The 19322-nt window shown below is 61.5% G+C and carries 20 protein-coding genes; 12 read left to right on the forward strand and 8 right to left on the reverse strand.

Annotated elements, in window-relative coordinates; all coding sequences use genetic code 11:
- The first annotated feature begins 1 nt into the window (after nt 1).
- Nucleotides 2-241 (forward strand): pyocin S6 family toxin immunity protein, encoded by a 240-nt coding sequence (locus HU748_RS16510; protein ID WP_186721142.1) that lies wholly within the window; start codon nt 2-4, stop codon nt 239-241.
- A gap of 114 nt (nt 242-355) precedes the next feature.
- On the opposite strand, the gene HU748_RS16515 is transcribed toward HU748_RS16510, so the two are convergent.
- Entirely contained in the window at nt 356-1732 is a 1377-nt protein-coding gene (locus HU748_RS16515; RefSeq protein WP_186670169.1) for an amino acid permease, read from the reverse strand.
- A 211-nt stretch (nt 1733-1943) separates the two neighbouring features.
- Here HU748_RS16515 and HU748_RS16520 point away from each other — a divergent pair, with 211 nt between their 5' ends.
- The 4 genes from HU748_RS16520 to hcnC all read left to right on the forward strand — a co-directional run bounded on the left by HU748_RS16520 (nt 1944) and on the right by hcnC (nt 5512).
- Nucleotides 1944-2462 carry a DUF417 family protein gene (locus HU748_RS16520; RefSeq protein ID WP_186721143.1) on the forward strand — a complete coding sequence of 173 codons (519 nt, stop codon included), beginning with the start codon at nt 1944-1946 and terminating at the stop codon, nt 2460-2462.
- Nucleotides 2463-2553: 91 nt separating this feature from the next.
- Nucleotides 2554-2868, forward strand: a complete 315-nt coding sequence (hcnA, locus tag HU748_RS16525) for a cyanide-forming glycine dehydrogenase subunit HcnA (RefSeq protein ID WP_186721144.1) — start codon at nt 2554-2556, stop codon at nt 2866-2868.
- Nucleotides 2865-4259, forward strand: a complete 1395-nt coding sequence (hcnB, locus tag HU748_RS16530; RefSeq protein WP_186670162.1) for a cyanide-forming glycine dehydrogenase subunit HcnB — start codon at nt 2865-2867, stop codon at nt 4257-4259. The genes hcnA and hcnB overlap by 4 nt, the downstream gene beginning before the upstream one ends.
- A 2-nt stretch (nt 4260-4261) precedes the next feature.
- Nucleotides 4262-5512, forward strand: coding sequence for a cyanide-forming glycine dehydrogenase subunit HcnC (gene hcnC, locus HU748_RS16535; protein WP_186721145.1), 1251 nt, complete (start codon nt 4262-4264; stop codon nt 5510-5512).
- 56 nt (nt 5513-5568) lie between these two features.
- On the opposite strand, the gene lpdA is transcribed toward hcnC, so the two are convergent.
- Nucleotides 5569-6969, reverse strand: a complete 1401-nt coding sequence (gene lpdA, locus HU748_RS16540) for a dihydrolipoyl dehydrogenase (RefSeq protein WP_186721146.1) — start codon at nt 6967-6969, stop codon at nt 5569-5571.
- A gap of 204 nt (nt 6970-7173) precedes the next feature.
- Between lpdA and cfaB the strand changes: the two genes are divergently transcribed.
- On the forward strand, nt 7174-8358 hold the full coding sequence (gene cfaB / locus HU748_RS16545) for a C17 cyclopropane fatty acid synthase CfaB (RefSeq protein WP_063541884.1): 1185 nt from the start codon (nt 7174-7176) through the stop codon (nt 8356-8358).
- A gap of 40 nt (nt 8359-8398) precedes the next feature.
- Here cfaB and cls read toward each other — a convergent pair whose 3' ends face one another.
- The gene (cls, locus tag HU748_RS16550) at nt 8399-9838 is read right to left on the reverse strand and encodes a cardiolipin synthase (protein ID WP_186670233.1); all 1440 of its coding nucleotides are present in this window, start codon (nt 9836-9838) and stop codon (nt 8399-8401) included.
- A gap of 130 nt (nt 9839-9968) precedes the next feature.
- Here cls and HU748_RS16555 point away from each other — a divergent pair, with 130 nt between their 5' ends.
- Complete coding sequence (locus tag HU748_RS16555) at nt 9969-10499, forward strand: DUF3617 domain-containing protein (RefSeq protein WP_054892991.1); 531 nt, start codon at nt 9969-9971, stop codon at nt 10497-10499.
- A gap of 8 nt (nt 10500-10507) precedes the next feature.
- On the opposite strand, the gene folE2 is transcribed toward HU748_RS16555, so the two are convergent.
- A complete protein-coding gene (gene folE2 / locus HU748_RS16560; protein WP_186721147.1) occupies nt 10508-11395 on the reverse strand; it encodes a GTP cyclohydrolase FolE2 in 888 nt (295 codons plus the stop codon).
- Nucleotides 11396-11420: 25 nt separating this feature from the next.
- Nucleotides 11421-11804, reverse strand: a complete 384-nt coding sequence (locus HU748_RS16565) for a hypothetical protein (RefSeq protein WP_063541878.1) — start codon at nt 11802-11804, stop codon at nt 11421-11423.
- A 113-nt stretch (nt 11805-11917) separates the two neighbouring features.
- Between HU748_RS16565 and zigA the strand changes: the two genes are divergently transcribed.
- The 3 genes from zigA to HU748_RS16580 all read left to right on the forward strand — a co-directional run bounded on the left by zigA (nt 11918) and on the right by HU748_RS16580 (nt 14814).
- Complete coding sequence (zigA, locus tag HU748_RS16570) at nt 11918-13126, forward strand: zinc metallochaperone GTPase ZigA (RefSeq protein ID WP_186721148.1); 1209 nt, start codon at nt 11918-11920, stop codon at nt 13124-13126.
- Complete coding sequence (locus tag HU748_RS16575; RefSeq protein ID WP_186721150.1) at nt 13123-13755, forward strand: DUF1826 domain-containing protein; 633 nt, start codon at nt 13123-13125, stop codon at nt 13753-13755. Before zigA ends, HU748_RS16575 begins: the two co-directional genes overlap by 4 nt.
- An 84-nt stretch (nt 13756-13839) precedes the next feature.
- Nucleotides 13840-14814, forward strand: a complete 975-nt coding sequence (locus HU748_RS16580) for a CobW family GTP-binding protein (protein ID WP_186670149.1) — start codon at nt 13840-13842, stop codon at nt 14812-14814.
- Here the strand turns inward: HU748_RS16580 and HU748_RS16585 are convergent, their stop codons facing one another.
- On the reverse strand, nt 14815-15207 hold the full coding sequence (locus tag HU748_RS16585) for a DUF3301 domain-containing protein (RefSeq protein WP_186721152.1): 393 nt from the start codon (nt 15205-15207) through the stop codon (nt 14815-14817).
- A gap of 120 nt (nt 15208-15327) precedes the next feature.
- Here HU748_RS16585 and pdxY point away from each other — a divergent pair, with 120 nt between their 5' ends.
- On the forward strand, nt 15328-16215 hold the full coding sequence (pdxY, locus tag HU748_RS16590; protein WP_186721154.1) for a pyridoxal kinase PdxY: 888 nt from the start codon (nt 15328-15330) through the stop codon (nt 16213-16215).
- Here the strand turns inward: pdxY and HU748_RS16595 are convergent.
- On the reverse strand, nt 16194-16673 hold the full coding sequence (locus tag HU748_RS16595; protein WP_054892983.1) for an acyl-CoA thioesterase: 480 nt from the start codon (nt 16671-16673) through the stop codon (nt 16194-16196). The two genes, pdxY and HU748_RS16595, sit on opposite strands and share 22 nt — an antisense overlap.
- 325 nt (nt 16674-16998) lie before the next feature.
- Between HU748_RS16595 and HU748_RS16600 the strand changes: the two genes are divergently transcribed.
- Nucleotides 16999-18759: a cation:proton antiporter gene (locus HU748_RS16600; protein WP_186721156.1), complete on the forward strand. Its 1761-nt coding sequence runs from the start codon at nt 16999-17001 to the stop codon at nt 18757-18759.
- A 134-nt stretch (nt 18760-18893) separates the two neighbouring features.
- Here the strand turns inward: HU748_RS16600 and HU748_RS16605 are convergent, their stop codons facing one another.
- The gene (locus tag HU748_RS16605) at nt 18894-19301 is read right to left on the reverse strand and encodes an SMI1/KNR4 family protein (RefSeq protein ID WP_186670143.1); all 408 of its coding nucleotides are present in this window, start codon (nt 19299-19301) and stop codon (nt 18894-18896) included.
- Between the last annotated feature and the right edge of the window lie 21 nt (nt 19302-19322).

Below are 19322 nucleotides of genomic sequence, written 5' to 3' on the forward strand. Positions count from 1 at the left end.
AATGTATATTTCTTTGACAGGTTTTTTGAAAGACGATAGTCTTGATAATTCATTAAAGTTTCGCTTGCGCATTCCATCTCTGAATGAAAAAGATGTTATGAAGCTCTTGAATTGGCAGTCTCTTGAGGCTGAGTCGGACGGTGAGCTTCCTCTGTCTGATGAGCAAGCAGAAAAAATATTTTCTCTACTTGGCAATCCGAAGCCTGAAGGATTGGAATTTTTTGTTGGAGTCCGAGCTTAGTGGTAAGAAGAAGTAACGCCTTTTGACGTTTGCGCGAGTTTTAACTTAAAAACATCGGAGGCATGGGTGATTGCCTCCGATGTTTTTATTTGAAATTTAAGTGCTCGATTTATATCAGGTCCGCGCCAGTTCCCGCACTTCGCCACCCCGGCGCTTGCGTACCATGAAGTACGCCGCCACGATCACCAGCAAGGTCACCGCTACCAGCCAGAACTGAAAACGTGTCGCCGGATCGATCGCTTGGGTTGCCAGCACCGATACCAGCGCCAGCAGCGCAATAACGTTGGTCAGCGGGAATCCCCAAGCCCTGAATGACGTTGGGTCCACTGCTTCATGCCGAGTTTTCAGACGCATACCGACGTGGGCGAAAATGATGAAGATCCAGACGAAGATGATGAACGCACCGGTGCTCCTGGCCAGGGTCAGGAAGAGGTCACCGCCGCTGATGAAGTGCACCGCCAGAATCGTCACGCAAATGCAAAACGCCAGCGCCAGTGCATTGATCGGCACGCCCTTGGCGTTGGTCCGGGAGAACAGCGCTGGGGCGTGCCCGCGTTGGCTGAGCGAGAACATCATGCGCGAGTTGGAGAACATGAACGAGTTCATCACCGACATGAACGACACGAACAGCACCAGTTTCATGGCCACGGCTGCACCCTTGAAACCGGCGAGGGTGAACAGTGCGACATAGGGCGATGCGAGGTTGGCCTTGTCGGTCCAGGGCAGGCACAGGACGAGAATCGACACTGAGCCGACGTAGAAGAGCATGACGCGCACGATCACGCTCTTGATCGCCCGGATCACGTTGCGGCGCGGGTTCTCCGATTCGCCGGCTGCCACAGCGGCGATTTCACTGCCGCCCAGCGAGAAGATCGCCACGATCACACCAGCCATCACTGGCGACAGGCCATTGGGCATGAAGCCGCCATGGTCGGTGAGATTGACCAGGCCAGGGGCGGGGATGTTCTCCTGCCAGCCCAGCAGGATGGAGGCGCCGAGCAGCATGAAGATAAGGATGGTGACCACCTTCAGTGCCGCCAGCCAGTACTCCACTTCGGCGAACGAACGCACCGAGTAGGCGTTGCTGGCGATCAGCGTCACCAGCATGATGAAGGCGCCGACCCAGATCGGCAGCCAGGGCATGAAATCGTTGAGGATCGCGCCCAGCAGCACCGCTTCGAGGGTGATGGTCATCATCGACTTGAGCCAGTACAACCAGCCCACGGTGAACCCGGCCCAGTTGCCGAGGTAGGTGTTGGCGTAGGTCGAGAAGGAGCCGGCATCAGGATTGCGCGAGGCCATCTCGCCGAGCATGAACATCACCAGAGTGACGATGATGCCGCCGATCACGTAAGACAGGATCGCGGCCGGGCCGGCCGAGGCGATCAGGCTGCCGGAGCCGACGAACAACCCGGCGCCGATCACACCGCCAAGCGCGATCATGGTGATATGCCGCTGCTTGAGGCTTTGCTTCAATCCGTTTTCTTGCATGTCCAGACGTCTCTTATTATTGGAAGGAACCGGCAACGTCCTTCGAGCGGCAACCGCTCGAGGACCTACCTGCACGGGGCGATGCCATTAATCGAGGTCTTGCCGTGAAGCTCCCTTCAGGCAATGGCGATCCGATCCGCCACCATGGGCAAAGTGGCGTTTCATCTCAAACGAATTCTGGGCACAACATCCTGCGGATTTTTCCTGAGGCATGGCTGTTCAGGGGCGAGGTGCTCCTCACGATGGCCTGCCGGTTGGGCAGGCGCACATGGCAGTGGCCGGCCAGCACGATGTGATAGCGCGCGGTACCGGGGCGTCCGGTTCGTGGTTGACCGCCCAGCGCCCGCTGAACTGGCAGCGAAGGTCCATGCTGCAGCGCGCCAGGCAGGCGGCCAACCATACGTACGCATTCTCCACCGGGCTGGGTGTGGTAGAGATCACCATCGGCCTGTTGGTGCTGGGGTATCTGTTCTCACCCCAGCTGGGGCTGCTGGGCTCGGTCCTGACCTGCCTGACACCCGTGGTGACCTTGTCGTTCCTAGTGACCACGCCCGAGGCCTGGGTGGCGAACCTGGGCGATGCGCGGTTCGGGTTTCCCTACCTGTCGGGGGCCGGGCGCCTGGTGCTCAAGGATGTGCTGATGCTGTCGGGAGTTGTGGTGATGGTCGGCGATTCGGCCCGCCAGGTTTTGTACCAAGTCGCCGCGAGAAATAGGCTCACAAATTCTTAGGATAAATCCTTCATTTCCTACGGATTGTGTCAATGTTTCCCTACAGAGCTTTGTCGTATCGTCGGTTGTTTTTTCAACAAGGACGAAGCTCATGCAAACACTGGAACGCGTGCTCGACATACAGCCGCTCGAGGCGGCTGACATCACCCTTCAACTCAATGGCCAGGCGGTGCAGGCCGCCGAAGGCGAGACGGTACTCAGCGTACTCAACGCCGTTGGCCTGCGCCGTCTGGCGCAGAACGATCATGGCCAGCCAGCTGGCGCCTTCTGCGGCATGGGCGTGTGCCATTGCTGTCTGGTGGCGATCGACGGACGGCCCAAGCGCCGTGCCTGTCAGACGGTAGTCCGCCATGGAATGCGGGTAGAGACCGAGGTCAACCGCGTTGTCGAGGGGGCGCAGTCATGAGCTTGCGTCCAGTGATCGTCGGCGGTGGCTCGGCCGGCATGGCGGCGGCCATCGAACTGGCCGAGCAGGGTGTCGATTGCCTGCTGTTCGATGAAGCGTCGCGTCCGGGTGGCGTGGTCTATCGCGGGCCGCTGCGCGCCGGTGTCGACCTGGGTTACCTGGGGGCGCGCTACAGCAAGGCGCTACAGACATTGCACGAGGATTTCGCCGCCAACGCCGAGCACATCGACCTGCGCCTCAACCATCGTGTGGTTGGCGGTGATACCGAGCGCCTTATGGTGCTCGATGCCGACGAGCAACTGCACGAGATCGACTATTCCCATCTGCTGCTCTCGGCCGGCTGCCATGAGCGCAATGTGCCGTTCCCCGGCTGGACGCTGCCTGGCGTGATGCTGCTGGGCGGGCTGCAGTTGCAGATCAAGAGCGGTGCGGTCAAGCCACTGGGCAGCACTTTGATCGCAGGGACCGGTCCACTGCTGCCGCTGGTGGCCTGCCAACTGCATGCGGCTGGCGCCAAGGTTGCCGGAGTCTATGAGGCCTGCGCCTTCAACCGTATCGCCAAGGAAAGCCTGGCGCTGCTGAATAAACCGCAGCTGTTTCTCGACGGCCTCAGCATGCTGGCGTACATGAAGCTCAACGGCATTGCGATGCACTATGGCTGGGGCTTGGTCAGCGCCAGTGGTGAAGGTGAACTGCGCGAAGTCAGCCTTGCGCCCTATGGCCAGGATTGGAAAGCCGACATGAGCCGCGTGCGGCGCGAGCCGGTGGACACCTTGGCAGTCGGCTATGGCTTCATCCCGCGCACCCAGCTCAGCCAGCAGTTGGGGCTAACGCATGGGTTCAGCGACGACGGCTACCTGCGCGCGGTATGCAATGTCTGGCAGCAGAGCAGCCAGGCGCATATCCACCTGGCCGGCGACATGGGTGGTATCCGTGGTGGCGAGGCAGCGATGCTGACCGGGCGCATCGCTGCGGTGTCGATCCTGCAGCAACGCGGAGTGCTCGACGCCAACCAGGCCATCGAGCGGCGCGAGCGATACCTGGGCAAGCTGGCTGCGATCACGCGCTTCAGAGCGGGTGTCGAGCGCTATACCCAACGTGGCGCAGCGCAGATCGAGCTGCCGCAGGCCGACACGGTGATCTGCCGCTGCGAGCACGTCACCCGCAGCGATATCGACCTGGCGCTCGAGCAAGGCGTGCAGGACATGGCCAGCCTGAAGATGCGCACGCGGGTGAGCATGGGCGACTGCCAGGGGCGCATGTGTGTGGGCTACTGCAGCGATCGCCTGCGCGCCAGCACCGGGCGAGCGGATGTCGGCTGGCTGCGACCGCGTTTCCCGATCGATCCCATCCCATTTTCCGCATTCCAGCACCTGGCCACGGAGGCCTGAGCATGAACAAGACCTATGACATCGTCATCGCCGGTGGCGGGGTGATCGGCGCTTCGTGTGCCTATCAGTTGTCCAAGCGCAAGGGGCTGAAAATCGCCCTGATCGACAGCAAGCGTCCAGGTAATGCGACACGTGCATCGGCGGGCGGCCTGTGGGCCATCGGCGAGTCCGTGGGCCTTGGGTGCGGAGTGATCTTCTTTCGCATGATGTCCTCGCGCAGCAAACGCGAGGCCCATGGCGCAGCAGTGGCAGTGGATTCGAGCACGCCGCATATCCTGCCGCAGTGCTTTTTCGACCTGGCACTGCAATCCAACGCACTTTATCCACAGCTGCACCAGGAGCTGATCGAGCGCCATGGCATGGACTTCAAGTTCGAGCGCACCGGATTGAAGTACATCATCCAGGACGATGAGGACCAACTGTACGCCGAGCACATCGTCGCGCAGATCCCGCATCTGGCGGACCAGGTGCGCTGGCTGGATCGCCAGGCACTGCGCGAGAGGGAGCCGGCGGTGACCCTGCAGGCCAAGGGGGCGCTGGAGTTCCTCTGCGATCACCAGGTCAGCCCGTTCCGTCTGGGCGATGCCTATCTGGAAGCCGCGCGGCAGAACGGCGTCGATCTGTACCTGAACACAAACATCACCGATGTGCTGCATGGGAACTCGCAGATCAAGGGCGTGCGTACTGCCGAGGCGGGGGGGTTCCATTGCCACACCTTGCTCAATGCCGCGGGGGCCTGGGCGGGCGAGCTCAGTGAGTGGGCCACCGGCACTTCGATCCCGGTCAAGCCGGTGAAAGGCCAGATCGTTCTCACCGAACGTCTGCCCAAGCTGCTCGATGGCTGCCTGACCACCAGTGATTGCTACATGGCTCAAAAGGATAATGGCGAGATCCTGATTGGCAGCACTACGGAAGACAAGGGCTTCGATGTCAGCACTACCTTCCCCGAAATTGCCGGGTTGGTGCAGGGGGCTGTGCGTTGTGTGCCGGAACTGGCGCAGGTGAGCCTGAAGCGCACCTGGGCAGGATTGCGGCCCGGGTCGCCTGATGAACTGCCGATTCTCGGTCCTGTGGATGACGTGCCCGGCTACTTCAACGCCTGTGGACACTTCCGCACCGGGATTCTCACCTCGGCCATTACCGGCGTGCTGCTGGACAAGGTTATCCACAGCGAGCCACTGCCGCTGGACCTTACGCCTTTCCTGGCGAGGCGTTTCGGGCGGGCTGTGGATAAGAACTGGGCGGTGGGGTAGGGGCTCGGGCGGGCGCTCCTGCAGGCTTCGTGGTCGCTGCAGGAGCGGCCTTGTGCTTAGATCTGCATCGCCATCCCTTCCACGTTCATCGCTGCCTGGCGCAAGGCTTCGGAGCGGGTCGGATGCGGGTGGCAAGTCAGGGCGATATCCTCGGCCGAAGCGCTGAACTCCATGGCCACGCAGAACTCGCCAATCATCTCGCTGACGCTCGGCCCGACCAGATGCACACCCAGCACCTCGTCGGTCTCGGCATCGGCCAGCACCTTGGCGAAGCCTTCGGTCTCATGGTTGATCTTGGCGCGGCTGTTGGCGGTGAAGGGGAACTTGCCGACCTTGTAGGCACGGCCCTCGGCCTTGAGCTGTTCTTCGGTCTTGCCGACGCTCGCCAGTTCCGGTCGTGTGTAGATAACGCCGGGGATCAGGTTGTAGTTGACCTCATGCGCCTTGCCGGCAATGCGCTCGATGCACGACACCGCTTCGTCTTCGGCCTTGTGCGCGAGCATCGGCCCAGAGGTGACGTCGCCGATCACCCAGATGCCGGGGACCTGGGAGCGGTGGTGGTCATTGGCGAGCATGCCGCGTTTGTCGGTCTGCAGGCCGACGCTTTCCAGGTTCAGGCCTTGGGTGTACGGGCGGCGGCCGATGGCCACCAGTACATAGTCGGCCTCCAGGGTTTGCGCATCGCCGCCAGCGGCAGGCTCAAGCGTCAGGCTGACGCTGCTCGCCGAAGGCGTGGCCTGGGTCACCTTGCTGCCGAGCTTGAAGCTCATGCCCTGTTTGGCCAGGGCTTTTTGCAGGGTCCTGGCGGTTTCCTCGTCGGTGCCGGGGCAGATGCGGTCGAGGTATTCGATCACGGTCACTTCGGCCCCCAGGCGACGCCAGACCGAACCCAGTTCAAGGCCGATCACGCCCGCGCCGATGACCACCAGGTGCTTGGGAACCTGGGGCAGCGACAAGGCGCCGGTGGAGTCGATGATGCGTTGGTTGTCGATTTTCACCCCCGGCAGAGGGGTTGGCTCGGAGCCGGTGGCGATCACGACATCTTTGGCCTGAAGCGTGGTTTCGCTGCCATCCTCGGCCTTGACGATGACCTTGCCGGCGCCGTCGAGGCGGCCCCAGCCCTTGACCCAGTCGACCTTGTTCTTGCGGAACAGGTACTCGATACCCTTGGTCAGGCCGCTCACGCTTTCATCTTTCTGTTTCATCATCTGCGCCAGGTTCAGGGTCGGCTTGACCTCGATGCCCAGGTGCGCGAACTCGCTGCCGCTGGCGGCTTCGTACAATTCGGAGGCATGCAGCAGCGCCTTGGAGGGCATGCAGCCGACGTTCAGGCAGGTGCCGCCGAGGGTCGAACGTCCTTCGACGCAGGCCACGCTCAGGCCCAGCTGACCGGCACGGATGGCCGCGTTGTAGCCGCCAGGGCCGCCACCGATGATCACCACATCATAGGATTTCATGGGATTCACTCCAGGGAAGAAGATGCGCGAGAGGGCCACAAGGTTAGTCGCTGAATGGAAGATTGTATACAATCTGTTGGTCGCGGTATGGCCGTTAGCATTGGACTATGGTCGCTATAAAAGGAAACTTCCGACGAATGAACTACCCTGATCCGGTGACGCTCGAATCCTTGTACGGCGTCCGTAATTGAAAGGGGGTCTTTCATGCTTGCGCAACTTCCACCTGCGTTGCAGAGCCTGCACTTGCCTTTACGTCTAAAGCTGTGGGACGGCAACCAGTTCGATCTAGGGCCTAGCCCGCAGGTCACCATCCTGGTCAAGGAGCCTCAACTGATCAGTCAGCTGACGCACCCGAGCATGGATGAACTGGGCACAGCCTTTGTCGAGGGCAAGCTTGAACTCGAAGGGAACATTGGCGAAGTCATCCGCGTTTGCGACGAGCTCAGCGAGGCTTTGCTCAAAGACGATGAAGATGTAGTCCCGGTGCGCACCTCGCACGACAAGAAAACCGACGCCGAAGCCATTTCCTACCATTACGACCTGTCCAACGAGTTCTACCAACTGTGGCTCGATCCGGACATGGCTTATTCCTGCGCCTACTTCAAGGAGCCGGACAACACCCTCGCCCAGGCCCAGCAAGACAAGTTCGACCATCTGTGTCGCAAGCTGCGGCTGCAGGCCGGCGATTACTTGCTGGATGTCGGCTGCGGTTGGGGCGGCCTGGCGCGTTTTGCCGCACGCGAATATGGCGCCAAGGTATTCGGCATCACCCTTAGCAAGGAGCAACTGACGCTGGGGCGCCAGCGGGTCAAGGATGAAGGACTGGCCGACAAGGTCGACCTGCAGATCCTCGACTACCGCGACCTGCCCCAGGATGGCCGTTTCGACAAGGCGGTCAGCGTCGGCATGTTCGAACACGTCGGCCATGCCAACCTCGAACTGTACTGCCAGCGACTGTTCGGCGCCGTACGTGAAGGCGGCCTGGTGATGAACCATGGCATCACCGCCAAGCATGTGGATGGTCGGCCGGTTGGGCGAGGTGCTGGGGATTTCATCGATCGTTATGTATTCCCGCACGGCGAGCTGCCGCACATCTCGATGATTACCGCGCGTATCTGTGAGGCAGGGCTGGAAGTGGTGGACGTGGAAAGCCTGCGCCTGCACTACGCCAAGACCCTCAATCACTGGAGTGAAAACCTCGAGAACCAGCTGCATCGCGCTGCGGCGCTGGTGCCGGAGAAGACGCTGCGGATCTGGCGGCTGTACCTGGCCGGATGCGCCTATGCCTTCACCAAGGGCTGGATCAACCTGCATCAGATTCTTGCAGTGAAGCCGTATGCGGATGGCCACCACGACCTGCCGTGGACGCGAGAAGATCTCTATCGTTGATCAAGACGGGGCCGCCTTTGCGGCCCCGCTTCTTTTCTGGCTACAGAATCGGTGAAATCAGGCGCGCGATGCGCATCCCCAACTGCTGCAGCCGATGAGTGTCGCGGCTGTCTTCGGCGGTTATCTCCCGCGACTGCTCGAAGTCGCACAGCAGCATGGCCTCGACCTGATCGGCAAAGGCGCGGTCGATGGTCAGCAAGGTGATCTCGAAATTCAGACGGAACGAGCGGTTGTCGAGGTTGGCACTGCCGATGGCGCTGACATCGTCGTCCACCAGCACCACCTTCTGGTGCAGGAACCCTGGCTGATAACGAAACATCCGCACACCTGCCCGCACCGCCTCGAAGGCGAACAGACTGGACGCGGCATAGACGATGCGGTGGTCTGGCCTCGACGGGATCAGGATTCGCACATCGACGCCACGCAGCACCGCCAGGCGCAGGGCTGCGAACACTGCCTCGTCGGGAATGAAATAGGGGCTGGTGATCCAGATGCGCCGGGTCGCCGAGTGGATGGCTTCGACGAAGAACAGTTGGCAGGTTTCCTGGGGGTCGGCCGGGCCAGTGGCGAGGGCCTGGCACAACACGCCGTTCTCCGGATAGGCATCCGGCAGGATCAGCGGCGGCAAGGCACGGGTGGCCCAGTACCAGTCTTCGGCGAACGACTCCTGCAGACAGGCCAGCACCGGGCCGCTGACCTGGACATGGGTGTCACGCCAGGGCGACAGCCGCGGATGCCCACCCATGTACTCATCGCCGACATTGTGCCCGCCAACGAAGCCGAGCAGGCCATCGACCACGACGATCTTGCGGTGGTTACGGAAGTTGACCTGGAAGCGGTTGAACCAGCCACGGCGCGAGGAAAAGGCCTGGATCTGTACGCCACCCTCGCGCAGCACTTGGCTGTAACGCGCCGGCAAGGCATGGCTGCCGACCTGATCGAACAATACGTAAACCCTTACCCCTTCAGCGGCCTTGCGCAGGAGCAGTTGTTGCAGCTCCTGGCCGATGGCGTCGTCGTGGATGATGAAGAACTGCACCAGCACAGTGTCCCGCGCCTCGCTGATGGCAGCGAAGATCGCGTCGAAGGTCGCAGTGCCATCGATCAGCAATTTCACCTGGTTGTTGGCCAGGCAGGGCATGCGGCCAAGCTTGGGCATGGCGCGTAATGCCGCGTAGCTTTCCGACTCCCGCGCGGTCAGGGCTTCCTCCACCCAGGGGCGCCAGTTGAGGTCGGCCATCGCCACGTGCATCTCCTGGTTGGCCTGGCGCCGCGCCTGGATATAGGCGTAGAAGGAGCGGGCGCCAAAGACCAGATAGGGCACCAGGGTCAGGTAGGGAATGAAGAACAGTGACATTGCCCAGGCGATTGCGCCCTGAGCGGTACGCACGGTGAACACCGCATGCAGCGCAGCGACGATGCCCAGGAAGTGAATCAGTCCGAGCAGGTAACCGAAGAAGTAGGGGCTGTGGTAATCCATACGCATCCTGCATTCCAAGAGCACTGCCGCCTAACAGAGCATGTTCCCGGGGCCGCTTGCAACCCGCGGGCGAAAAAGACGTCTAAGGCTCTGTCCGGCCTGGAGCCGGTATTTCGAGGAGCACTGATCCATGAAGATTCGTCTGCCACTGATTGCCCTGGCATTGGGCCTGGGCAGCCCGCTGCTGGCGCAAGCGCAGATGCTGCAACCCGGTCTGTGGGAGTTGACCACCAGCAACATGCAGGTCGACGGCAAGCCACTGCCCGACATGGCGTTCATGCTCGGCCAACTGAAGAACCTGCCGCCGGAGCAGCGCGCCATGATGGAGGGCGCCTTGGCCAAGCAAGGCATCACCGTGGGTGGCAATGGCGTGCGCTCGTGCCTGACACCAGAGCAGGTCGCTACCAACGATATTCCGCTGCAGGATCCGCAGTCAGGTTGCACGCAGAAGATCACCGACCGCCAAGGCAATGTCTGGAAGTTCCAGTTCAGTTGCCCCAAGGCCCAAGGCACCGGTCAGGCAACCTTCCTCAGTGATCGCGAATTCACCACCCAGGTCAGCGGCACCTTCAATGCCTCGGGTGTTCAGCAGCAGGGCAGCATGAACACCCGGGCGGTGTGGCTGGGTAATGACTGCGGAAACGTACGTCCGCGCAGCTAGCTAGCGCCTCACCATTGCCATTGGCTGGCAGCCACTGCGTCGTGGGCATGCAGGCTTTCTGCATGTTCCACGCGCAGGTCGAAGCCGGTGGCCCATTCCAGTTCGCGCAACGCTCGGTGCAGGCGACGTGCAGCATCTTCGCAGAACATCAGGTTCTGACCATTGGCCAAGGCGAACGCCTGTTCGTCGGCTCTTTTCACGGCCGTCTGCACTGCTGTGCCCAATGCGCTTTCCACGGTATCGATCAGCGCGTCGAGCGGTAGCGTCTGCAGGTTGTGCTGCAGGCGCACCTTGACGATGGCCTGACTACGCTGACTGTGGGGCGTCGCGACGATACCTGCGCTGCTGCCAAGCCATTGCAGGATGGCCTGTGGGTCGAGTGTCTGGTTGGTGAAATCCTTGAGGAATTGCTGTTGAATCAGCTGGCGGGCCAGCGCAGCGGAGCATGGGCAGGTCGACGAATAGGGGATTTCCACGTGTTGTTCCACGTGGAACATCTCATTCTCGATGCGTGCGTCAAGGATGATCGGGTAGCGTTTCCAGCCTTCCAATGGGCTCACGAGCGCAGGACGTTTCAGCAGATAGTCGAACTTCAATCGCAGGTAGGCGCTGGACGAAAGCCCTTCGTGGCTGTCGAGAAAGCGAGCCAGGAGCTGGCGCAGTGCCAAGGGGGTCAGCTCGGTGTGCTCCAGTGCTTCCAGGGCGAGGTACAGGCGCGACATATGGATACCGCGCGATTCGCCATCATCCAGGCTCACGCCGGCGTCAGCCCAGGCGCTGAGGCGATGCCCATTCAATTGCACAGGCAGGGCGATACCGCGCATCCCGACCCAGTCCAGGGGTTGGAGCTTGTGGCTGGTTTGCGCGGCGATGTCGGGAAGCGTCAGGCTGGTCATCGATAGAGTCCATGAAAAAGGGGCTTCAGCGGCAACCTCCGATCAAGCTGCAGTGCAGGTTGAAACGTTGGCCGCTTGAGCTGGATACGCGGTTCAGGGTGGTCCAACCAACGCGGCGGCTGTAGCCCACCCAGGCTTCGCCGTCGCTGGCCAGGCCGGTGAAAAAGGTCATCTGTCCATAGCGGCTGTTGGTCTGCGCCCAGAGTCGTCGACTGTTGCTGTCATACCCGCGCAGATGAAAGTCTCGGCCTTCGGTTCGCACACTGTAGTAACTGCCCTTGCCGTCTTCGCAGGCCAACAGCGTGGCGCTGCGGGTGCACAGCGCCAGGCCGGGCTGTGGGATCGCAGCGTAGAGCGGGATGGGCACGGCAAGTGCCAGCAGCAATAGGGCGAGGTTCGAGTGCTTCATGTCCATCCTCTCGGGCAGCCGTTCGACAGACGCGGCTTGGCGAAATTGTATTGTTATATTATAACGTTGTGCAATGCATCGTTTCGAATGCGCTTTGCCCGATGAGGTTCACCATGACCAACCGCCTTCCCGTCACCGTGCTGTCCGGCTTCCTCGGGGCCGGCAAGAGCACGCTGCTCAACCATGTCCTGCGCAACCGTGAAAACCTGCGGGTTGCGGTGATCGTCAACGACATGAGTGAAATCAACATCGATGCCAGCGAGGTACAGCGTAATGTGAGCCTCAATCGCGCCGAAGAAAAGCTCGTCGAGATGAGCAATGGCTGCATCTGCTGCACCCTGCGCGAAGACCTGCTCGAGGAAGTGGCACGGCTCGCCGACGAAGGCCGCTTCGATTACCTGTTGATCGAATCCACCGGCATTTCCGAACCGTTGCCGGTGGCCGAGACCTTCACCTTCCGTGACGAACAGGGCCGTAGCCTCTCCGATATGGCGCGCCTGGATACCATGGTCACTGTGGTGGACGGCCTCAACTTCCTGCGGGATTACCAGGCGGCAGATAGCCTGGCCAGTCGTGGCGAAACACTGGGGGAGCAGGACGAACGCTCGATCAGCGACTTGCTGATCGAGCAGATCGAGTTCGCTGACGTGTTGCTGCTGAGCAAGATCGACCTGATCAGCCAGCACGAACGCGAGGAACTGAGCGCAATCCTGCGCAGCCTCAACGCTCGCGCCCAGATTGTGCCGATGGTGATGGGCCAGGTGCCGCTGGAGCGTATTCTGAATACCGGGCTGTTCGACTTCGAGCAAGCGTCCCAGGCGCCGGGCTGGTTGCAGGAACTGCGCGGCGAGCATGTGCCGGAAACCGAAGAGTACGGAATCGCCTCGACCACCTGGCAGGCGCGCAGGCCGTTTCATCCACAGCGCTTTTTCGACTTTATCCACAACAGCTGGAGCAATGGCCGGCTGCTGCGTTCGAAAGGCTTTTTCTGGTTGGCCAGCAAGTACCAGGAAGCCGGCAGCTGGTCGCAGGCAGGCGGCATGATGCGCCATGGTTTGGCGGGTCGCTGGTGGCGTTTTGTGCCGCGTGAGCAGTGGCCGCAAGATGAAGAGAACCTCGAAGCGATCCTCAAGCAGTGGACGGTCGAGACTGGCGACTGCCGCCAGGAGCTGGTGTTCATCGGTCAGAACATCGACTTCGCACGGTTATCCACAGAGCTTGAAGCGTGCTTGCTGACGGATGAGGAGATGGAACTAGGGCCGATGGCCTGGTTGCGCCTGGCGGACCCGTTCGGCCCCTGGTATGAGGAGGCGGCAGCATGAGGGTGGCATCGCGGCTTGTGGATATCCGCCAGGCGTTCGGTGAGTCGCCGCAGGTGTTGACCGAAATCCTTCAGGATGGCGTCAACCTGGCCGTGTGGCAGCGACGCTTGCCGGCACAGGTCGAGGACTTCGCGGCCCTGGTGGTTAACCTTGGCCAGTCGATGTCGGATGAGCGTGTGATGGAGGTGGATGAGCGGGAGGCACCGGTGTTGCATCGCTTGCTGCCCGAGGCGGCGGACCTGCACGGTTACGAAGGCTTCGTGGCTGACGTGTCGTGGCTGGTGGCGGCCTATACCTGCCTGCTGGGCGCACGCCGCGTGGGCCTGCGGCTGAAGGTGCTCGACGGGGCGATGTGTCCGCGCTTTCATGTGGATCATGTCCCGCTGCGCCTGCTGACCACCTATGTGGGCGCCGGCAGTGAGTGGCTGGAAGAACGCGACATTGACCGCAATCGCTTGCAACTGGCGGAAGCACCTGTGGATAACATTCGGCGCTTGCAGGTGGGCGATGTGGCCTTGCTCAAGGGGGAGAAGTGGCTGGGTAATGAGGGCGCGGGCCTGGTGCACCGCTCGCCGCCGACGCCGCGCGGTGAGAAACGTTTGTTGTTGAGCCTTGATTGGTTGGGTTGAGGGTTTTGCCCGCGAAGAGACCAGCAAAGGCAAGATACCTGCATCCAAGATAGACTGGCTTCACGTCCACCTAGACTTCGAACCATGTTGCAGCACATTCCCACCTACGTCATCGCCGGCCCACTGGGCGCAGGCAAGACCAGCCTGATTCGCCACCTGCTCGGCCAGCGCCCGGAAAACCAGCGCTGGGCGGTGCTGGTCAATGAGTTCGGCCAGATCGGCCTCGACGCTGCCCTGCTCAGCACAGACGAGGACGGCGTCGCCATCGGTGAAGTCGCGGGCGGTTGCCTGTGTTGTATCAACGGGGCGCCGTTTCAGGTCGGCCTGGGGCGTCTGCTGCGCAAGGCCAGGCCCGACCGGCTGTTCATCGAGCCCTCCGGTCTCGGTCATCCCGTGCAATTGCTGGAGCAGTTGAAGCAAGCACCCTGGATCGGTGTGCTGGATGTACAGCCACTGCTGATGGTGCTGGATGCTGTGGCGCTGGCGCGGGGAGAACCGCTGCCCGACGCGCAACAGCAGGCAGTGGCGCAGGCGGGGTTGTTGATTTTCAACAAGTCAGGGGCTGTGGATGACGCTCAGCGGCTGTTGATAACTGCGCAATTTGGCGGAAGCAGGGCGGTCTGGACGGATCATGCTGTTCTCGCCCTGGACAAGCTGCCCATTCTGCCCACAGAGGTTTTCCCCCCGGCGAGTCTTTCCAGCCTGCCTGTGGACAAGACTCCAGTCAGCTTGGCTACCCTGTGGACAGATCCGCGCGAGCCCATCTGCCAGGCGCAGCAAGGTGAGGGCGGGTGGAGTGTTGGCTGGCGCTGGCACCCGAGCCAGCGCTTCGATGAGGCTGCATTGCGTGGCGTGCTCGCGCAATGGGCGTGGCGGCGGGCCAAAGGGGTTATCCACAGCGCTCGGGGTTGGCAATCTTTCAACGGCCTGGAGGGCGGTGTGCCTGAGTGGCGTTCGAGCGAATGGCGCAGGGACTCGCGCATCGAGCTGATCTTCGATCAGCCTCAGCCGTTGCAGCCCCTTCAGGCCGCCATCGAGCACTGTCGCGTAAACGGCTGATCAGTTGCGCCAGCGGTTGTGCTCCTGGCGCCATTGCTGCATTTCGATGACGTTGTCGGTGCGCGGCGGGGTCTTTATCTCGAACGGGTAGGGCGCCAGTTCGATCTGTACGGTATGGGCACCGAACTGGGTCACGGTGCCAGGGTGACGCTGTTCACCGGTGACGGTGAACTCGAAGGCATAGACCCGTGCCAGGCGCTTGCGGCCACTGGCATCGCGCACGAAGGCGATACGCTTGAGGGCCACGGCGTCGTCGAGCAGCTCCAGGTCGAGTTTCGCGCAATGCTGCTTGACCCGTTCCAGCGCCTTCTCACGCAAGCCATGGTTGTGCCACAGCCAGGCGCCAGCCGTCGCCAACAGCATCAGGACGAACAGGTTCTCCAGGGTCAACATTTGCATATGCTCCAGACAGGTGGCTTCAGCTTAACTGCGTCCCTGGCCTGTCGTACAGGTGGCTTTCGGGTTCATACTGCTCGACTTTCAGTTATCCACACAGCTTCGGAAATCTCCTGCATGAAACGTACACCGCACTTGCTCGCGATCCAGTCCCATGTGGTCTTTGGCCATGCCGGAAACAGCGCCGCGGTGTTTCCCATGCAGCGCATCGGCGTCAATGTCTGGCCGCTCAACACCGTGCAGTTCTCCAATCACACTCAGTATGGCCAGTGGGCTGGCGAAGTGCTTGCTCCGGCGCAAATTCCTGCGTTGGTGGAAGGCATTTCCAATATCGGCGAGCTGGGCCACTGCGATGCAGTGCTGTCGGGCTACCTGGGCAGTGCCGAACAGGGGCGGTCGATCCTGGCCGGCGTCGAGCGGATCAAGGCGGTCAACCCGCGAGCGTTGTACCTGTGCGACCCGGTGATGGGCCATGCCGAGAAGGGCTGCATCGTGCCCCAGGAGGTCAGCGACTTCCTGCTCAAGGAGGCGGCGTCGGTGGCCGACATCCTCTGCCCCAACCAGCTTGAGCTCGACAGTTTCTGTGGTCGGCATGCGCAGTCGCTGGAGGATTGCGTGGTCATGGCGCGCAGCCTGCTGGAGCACGGGCCGCAGGTGGTGCTGGTCAAGCACCTGGCGTACCCGGGGCGCGGCGAGGATGCTTTCGAGATGCTGTTGGTGACCCGCGAACAGAACTGGCACCTGCGCCGTCCGCTGCTGGCGTTTCCGCGCCAGCCAGTGGGGGTCGGTGACCTGACCTCGGGGCTGTTCCTGGCGCGGGTACTGCTGGGGGATTCGTGGCTGCGGGCCTTCGAGTTCACCGCGGCGGCGGTGCACGAAGTGCTGCTGGAAACCCAGGCCTGCGCCAGCTACGAGTTGCAGCTGGTGCGGGCGCAGGACCGTATCGCCCATCCGCGGGTGCGCTTCGAGGCACAGAGCCTAGATCACTCGGTCTTCAGGTCCTGATAGCGCTTCTCCAGCTCCTGGCGGATCTGGCGGCGCTGCTGGCCTTGCAGGAAACGGCGCTTCTCTTCGCTGTTCTGTGGCTGACGTGGCGGCACCGCAACCGGACGGCGATTGTCGTCGACCGCGACCATGGTGAAGAAGCAGCTGTTGGAGTGGCGAACGGAGCGCTCGCGAATGTTCTCGGTCACCACCTTGATGCCCACTTCCATGGAGGTGTTGCCGGTGTAGTTGACCGAGGCGAGGAAGGTCACCAGTTCGCCGACATGCACCGGCTCGCGGAAGATCACCTGATCCACCGACAGGGTCACGACGTAGGTGCCGGCATAGCGGCTGGCGCAGGCATAAGCCACTTCGTCGAGGTACTTGAGCAGGGTGCCGCCATGTACGTTGCCCGAGAAGTTGGCCATGTCCGGTGTCATCAGGACAGTCATGCTCAGCTGGGCGTTTCCAGGTTCCATAGTGTGCTCACGGTGAGGTTGCGCTGAAACGGGGCGGGTATCTGCAGACACTTCTGTTCCCCTCTGTTGAGGTTTCCCATCCTGGAAACGGACGTCGCTCGACGGTCCGTCGTCACGCCGATCATGCCATTACCCCGCGCGCTTTTGCCGATCTGTTTCTACATATTGCACCGGCGTTTGACGAGCGGACGCGATGTTACCCTGAGTACGCCCATGCAACATGGGTGTTCCACCCTTCAACACAATCTGTACTAGCTGCTCGATCGGGGATGCCTGGCAGAGGAGCGGTCTGCCCCCCGTGCGTAGAGAAAAGGAGTGCCACGCCATGCATGCCATAAGCTTCATCCAGGATCTGGCCGTGATCATGCTGGTCGCAGGGGTGGTAACCATTCTTTTCCACAGGCTGCGCCAACCGGTGGTGCTGGGCTACATCGTCGCCGGTTTCATCATCGGCCCTCACACGCCGCCGTTCGGCCTTATCCACGACGAAGACACCATCAAGACCCTGGCCGAGCTCGGGGTGATCTTCCTGATGTTCTGCCTGGGCCTGGAGTTCAGCCTGCGCAAGCTGTTCAAGGTGGGGGCGACTGCCTTCATCGCCGCCTTCCTCGAAATCGTGCTGATGATCTGGATCGGCTTCGAGATCGGCCGCTGGTTCGGCTGGAACACCATGGACTCGCTGTTCCTCGGCGCCATCCTGGCGATTTCCTCGACGACGATCATCGTCAAGGCGCTCAACGACCTGAAGATGAAGAACGAGCGGTTCGCGCAACTGATCTTCGGCGTGCTGATCGTCGAGGACATCCTTGGCATCGGCATCATTGCGCTGCTTTCAGGCATCGCGGTCAGCGGTTCGGTCAGTTCCGGCGAGGTGTTCTCCACCGTCGGCAAGTTGTCGCTGTTCATGATCGTGGCGTTGGTCATCGGCATTCTGCTGGTGCCGCGGCTGCTGGCCTACGTGGCGAAGTTCGAGAGCAACGAGATGTTGCTGATTACGGTGCTGGGGCTGTGCTTCGGCTTCTGCCTGCTGGTGGTGAAGCTCGAGTACAGCATGGTGCTGGGCGCCTTCCTGATCGGTGCGATCATGGCTGAATCGCGCCAGTTGCTGAAGATCGAGCGCCTGATCGAGCCGGTTCGCGACCTGTTCAGCGCCATCTTCTTCGTCGCCATTGGCCTGATGATCGATCCGCAGGTGTTGATCGACTACGCCTGGCCGATCGTGGTGATCACCCTGGCTGTAGTGTTGGGCAAGATGCTCTCCTGCGGCATGGGCGCCTTCATTGCCGGTAACGATGGGCGCACCTCACTGCGTGTGGGGATGGGGCTTTCACAGATTGGCGAATTCTCCTTCATCATCGCTGCGTTGGGCATGACCTTGCAGGTCACCAGCGACTTCCTCTATCCGGTCGCAGTGGCGGTCTCGGCCATCACCACCTTGCTCACGCCTTACCTGATCCGCTCCGCGGACCCCCTGTCGATTCGCCTGGGCAAGGTGGTGCCGCAACGCCTGTCGCGGGTGCTGTCGTTGTATGGCGAGTGGTTGCGCAACATTCAGCCTCAAGGCGAGGGTGCGATGCTGGCGGCGATGATCCGGCGCATCCTGCTGCAAGTGGGGGTGAACCTGGCACTGGTGATCGCGATCTTCTTCAGCGGTGGTTACTTCGCGGTACGCATCGGCACCTGGCTGAGCGAATGGATCGGTGATGTGGGGCAGCAGAAGGCAGTGATCTGGGGCGCGGCATTGCTGTTGTCTCTGCCGTTCCTGATCGCCGCTTATCGCAAGCTCAAGGCGCTGTCGATGCTGTTGGCGGAGATGGGCGTCAAGCCGGAGATGGCCGGGCGTCACACCCAGCGCGTGCGCCGCGTGATTGCCGAAGTGATTCCGCTGTTGTCGCTGCTGGTGATCTTCCTGCTGCTGTCGGCACTGTCGGCGAGCATCCTGCCGACCAACGAGCTGTTGCTGGTCATCGCCGTGGTCGCGGCCGTGGTGGTTGCGCTGTTGTGGCGTTGGTTCGTGCGCGTGCATACGCGCATGCAGATCGCCCTGCTGGAAACGTTGGAGAACAGCCGCGATCACTCGCATTGAGGAGTAATCGCTCCCTGCGCAAGACTTCATGGTAGTCCGAGGGGATCAGGCGGTAACGATGTCGCCAGGCGCAGAAAGCCTGGCGATTCTACGAGTAGTTAATGGCGATATGCCATTATTTTTCGTGTTCGGGTTCAGCTTTCCAGCCAGACGTCCCGCGCCCAGTGCCACACCGACTCCCAGCTTTCCTCGGCAACGATCTCGTCATCGCCATCCCACAGCACCACCGTCCCGTCTTCCTCGACGCAGTAGTAATTGTCGCCGTCCTGGCAAAGGGGGATCAGGTCGCGTGGTACGCCGGCATCCCAGGCATTGGCGGCAACATCAGGCAGGTAGGTGTGCGACTGCGGGTCGGTGACAGTGACCGGTTCGAGGGATCCATAGACCACGTCGCTGACGGTCAGCAGGAATTCTTTGAAAACGAACGGAATGTTGATGAACAGCTGTTCTTCGATTTCGACCAGTTGGTCTTCGTCGGGAAGCTCCAGGGGCACCGGTACTGGCTCATTGGCTTCACGGAGTTGTTCGATCACTTCTTCCACAGTTCACTTCCTCTTACCTTG

The sequence above is a fragment of the Pseudomonas sp. RW3S2 genome, from assembly GCF_014268955.1.
Taxonomy (GTDB): Bacteria; Pseudomonadota; Gammaproteobacteria; order Pseudomonadales; family Pseudomonadaceae; genus Aquipseudomonas; species Aquipseudomonas wayambapalatensis.

What these genes read in the sequence shown, in the direction of transcription:
- HU748_RS16555 (WP_054892991.1), top strand. Translation starts at nt 9,969, where the DNA reads ATGAAGATTCGTCTGCCACTGATTGCCCTGGCATTGGGCCTGGGCAGC.
- HU748_RS16520 (WP_186721143.1), top strand. Translation starts at nt 1,944, where the DNA reads ATGGCTGTTCAGGGGCGAGGTGCTCCTCACGATGGCCTGCCGGTTGGG.
- HU748_RS16600 (WP_186721156.1), top strand. Translation starts at nt 16,999, where the DNA reads ATGCATGCCATAAGCTTCATCCAGGATCTGGCCGTGATCATGCTGGTC.
- pdxY (WP_186721154.1), top strand. Translation starts at nt 15,328, where the DNA reads ATGAAACGTACACCGCACTTGCTCGCGATCCAGTCCCATGTGGTCTTT.
- zigA (WP_186721148.1), top strand. Translation starts at nt 11,918, where the DNA reads ATGACCAACCGCCTTCCCGTCACCGTGCTGTCCGGCTTCCTCGGGGCC.
- HU748_RS16580 (WP_186670149.1), top strand. Translation starts at nt 13,840, where the DNA reads ATGTTGCAGCACATTCCCACCTACGTCATCGCCGGCCCACTGGGCGCA.
- HU748_RS16595 (WP_054892983.1), bottom strand. Translation starts at nt 16,673, where the DNA reads ATGGAACCTGGAAACGCCCAGCTGAGCATGACTGTCCTGATGACACCG.
- HU748_RS16565 (WP_063541878.1), bottom strand. Translation starts at nt 11,804, where the DNA reads ATGAAGCACTCGAACCTCGCCCTATTGCTGCTGGCACTTGCCGTGCCC.
- hcnA (WP_186721144.1), top strand. Translation starts at nt 2,554, where the DNA reads ATGCAAACACTGGAACGCGTGCTCGACATACAGCCGCTCGAGGCGGCT.
- folE2 (WP_186721147.1), bottom strand. Translation starts at nt 11,395, where the DNA reads ATGACCAGCCTGACGCTTCCCGACATCGCCGCGCAAACCAGCCACAAG.
- cfaB (WP_063541884.1), top strand. Translation starts at nt 7,174, where the DNA reads ATGCTTGCGCAACTTCCACCTGCGTTGCAGAGCCTGCACTTGCCTTTA.
- HU748_RS16585 (WP_186721152.1), bottom strand. Translation starts at nt 15,207, where the DNA reads ATGTTGACCCTGGAGAACCTGTTCGTCCTGATGCTGTTGGCGACGGCT.
- HU748_RS16510 (WP_186721142.1), top strand. Translation starts at nt 2, where the DNA reads ATGTATATTTCTTTGACAGGTTTTTTGAAAGACGATAGTCTTGATAAT.
- lpdA (WP_186721146.1), bottom strand. Translation starts at nt 6,969, where the DNA reads ATGAAATCCTATGATGTGGTGATCATCGGTGGCGGCCCTGGCGGCTAC.
- hcnC (WP_186721145.1), top strand. Translation starts at nt 4,262, where the DNA reads ATGAACAAGACCTATGACATCGTCATCGCCGGTGGCGGGGTGATCGGC.
- HU748_RS16575 (WP_186721150.1), top strand. Translation starts at nt 13,123, where the DNA reads ATGAGGGTGGCATCGCGGCTTGTGGATATCCGCCAGGCGTTCGGTGAG.
- HU748_RS16515 (WP_186670169.1), bottom strand. Translation starts at nt 1,732, where the DNA reads ATGCAAGAAAACGGATTGAAGCAAAGCCTCAAGCAGCGGCATATCACC.
- hcnB (WP_186670162.1), top strand. Translation starts at nt 2,865, where the DNA reads ATGAGCTTGCGTCCAGTGATCGTCGGCGGTGGCTCGGCCGGCATGGCG.
- cls (WP_186670233.1), bottom strand. Translation starts at nt 9,838, where the DNA reads ATGGATTACCACAGCCCCTACTTCTTCGGTTACCTGCTCGGACTGATT.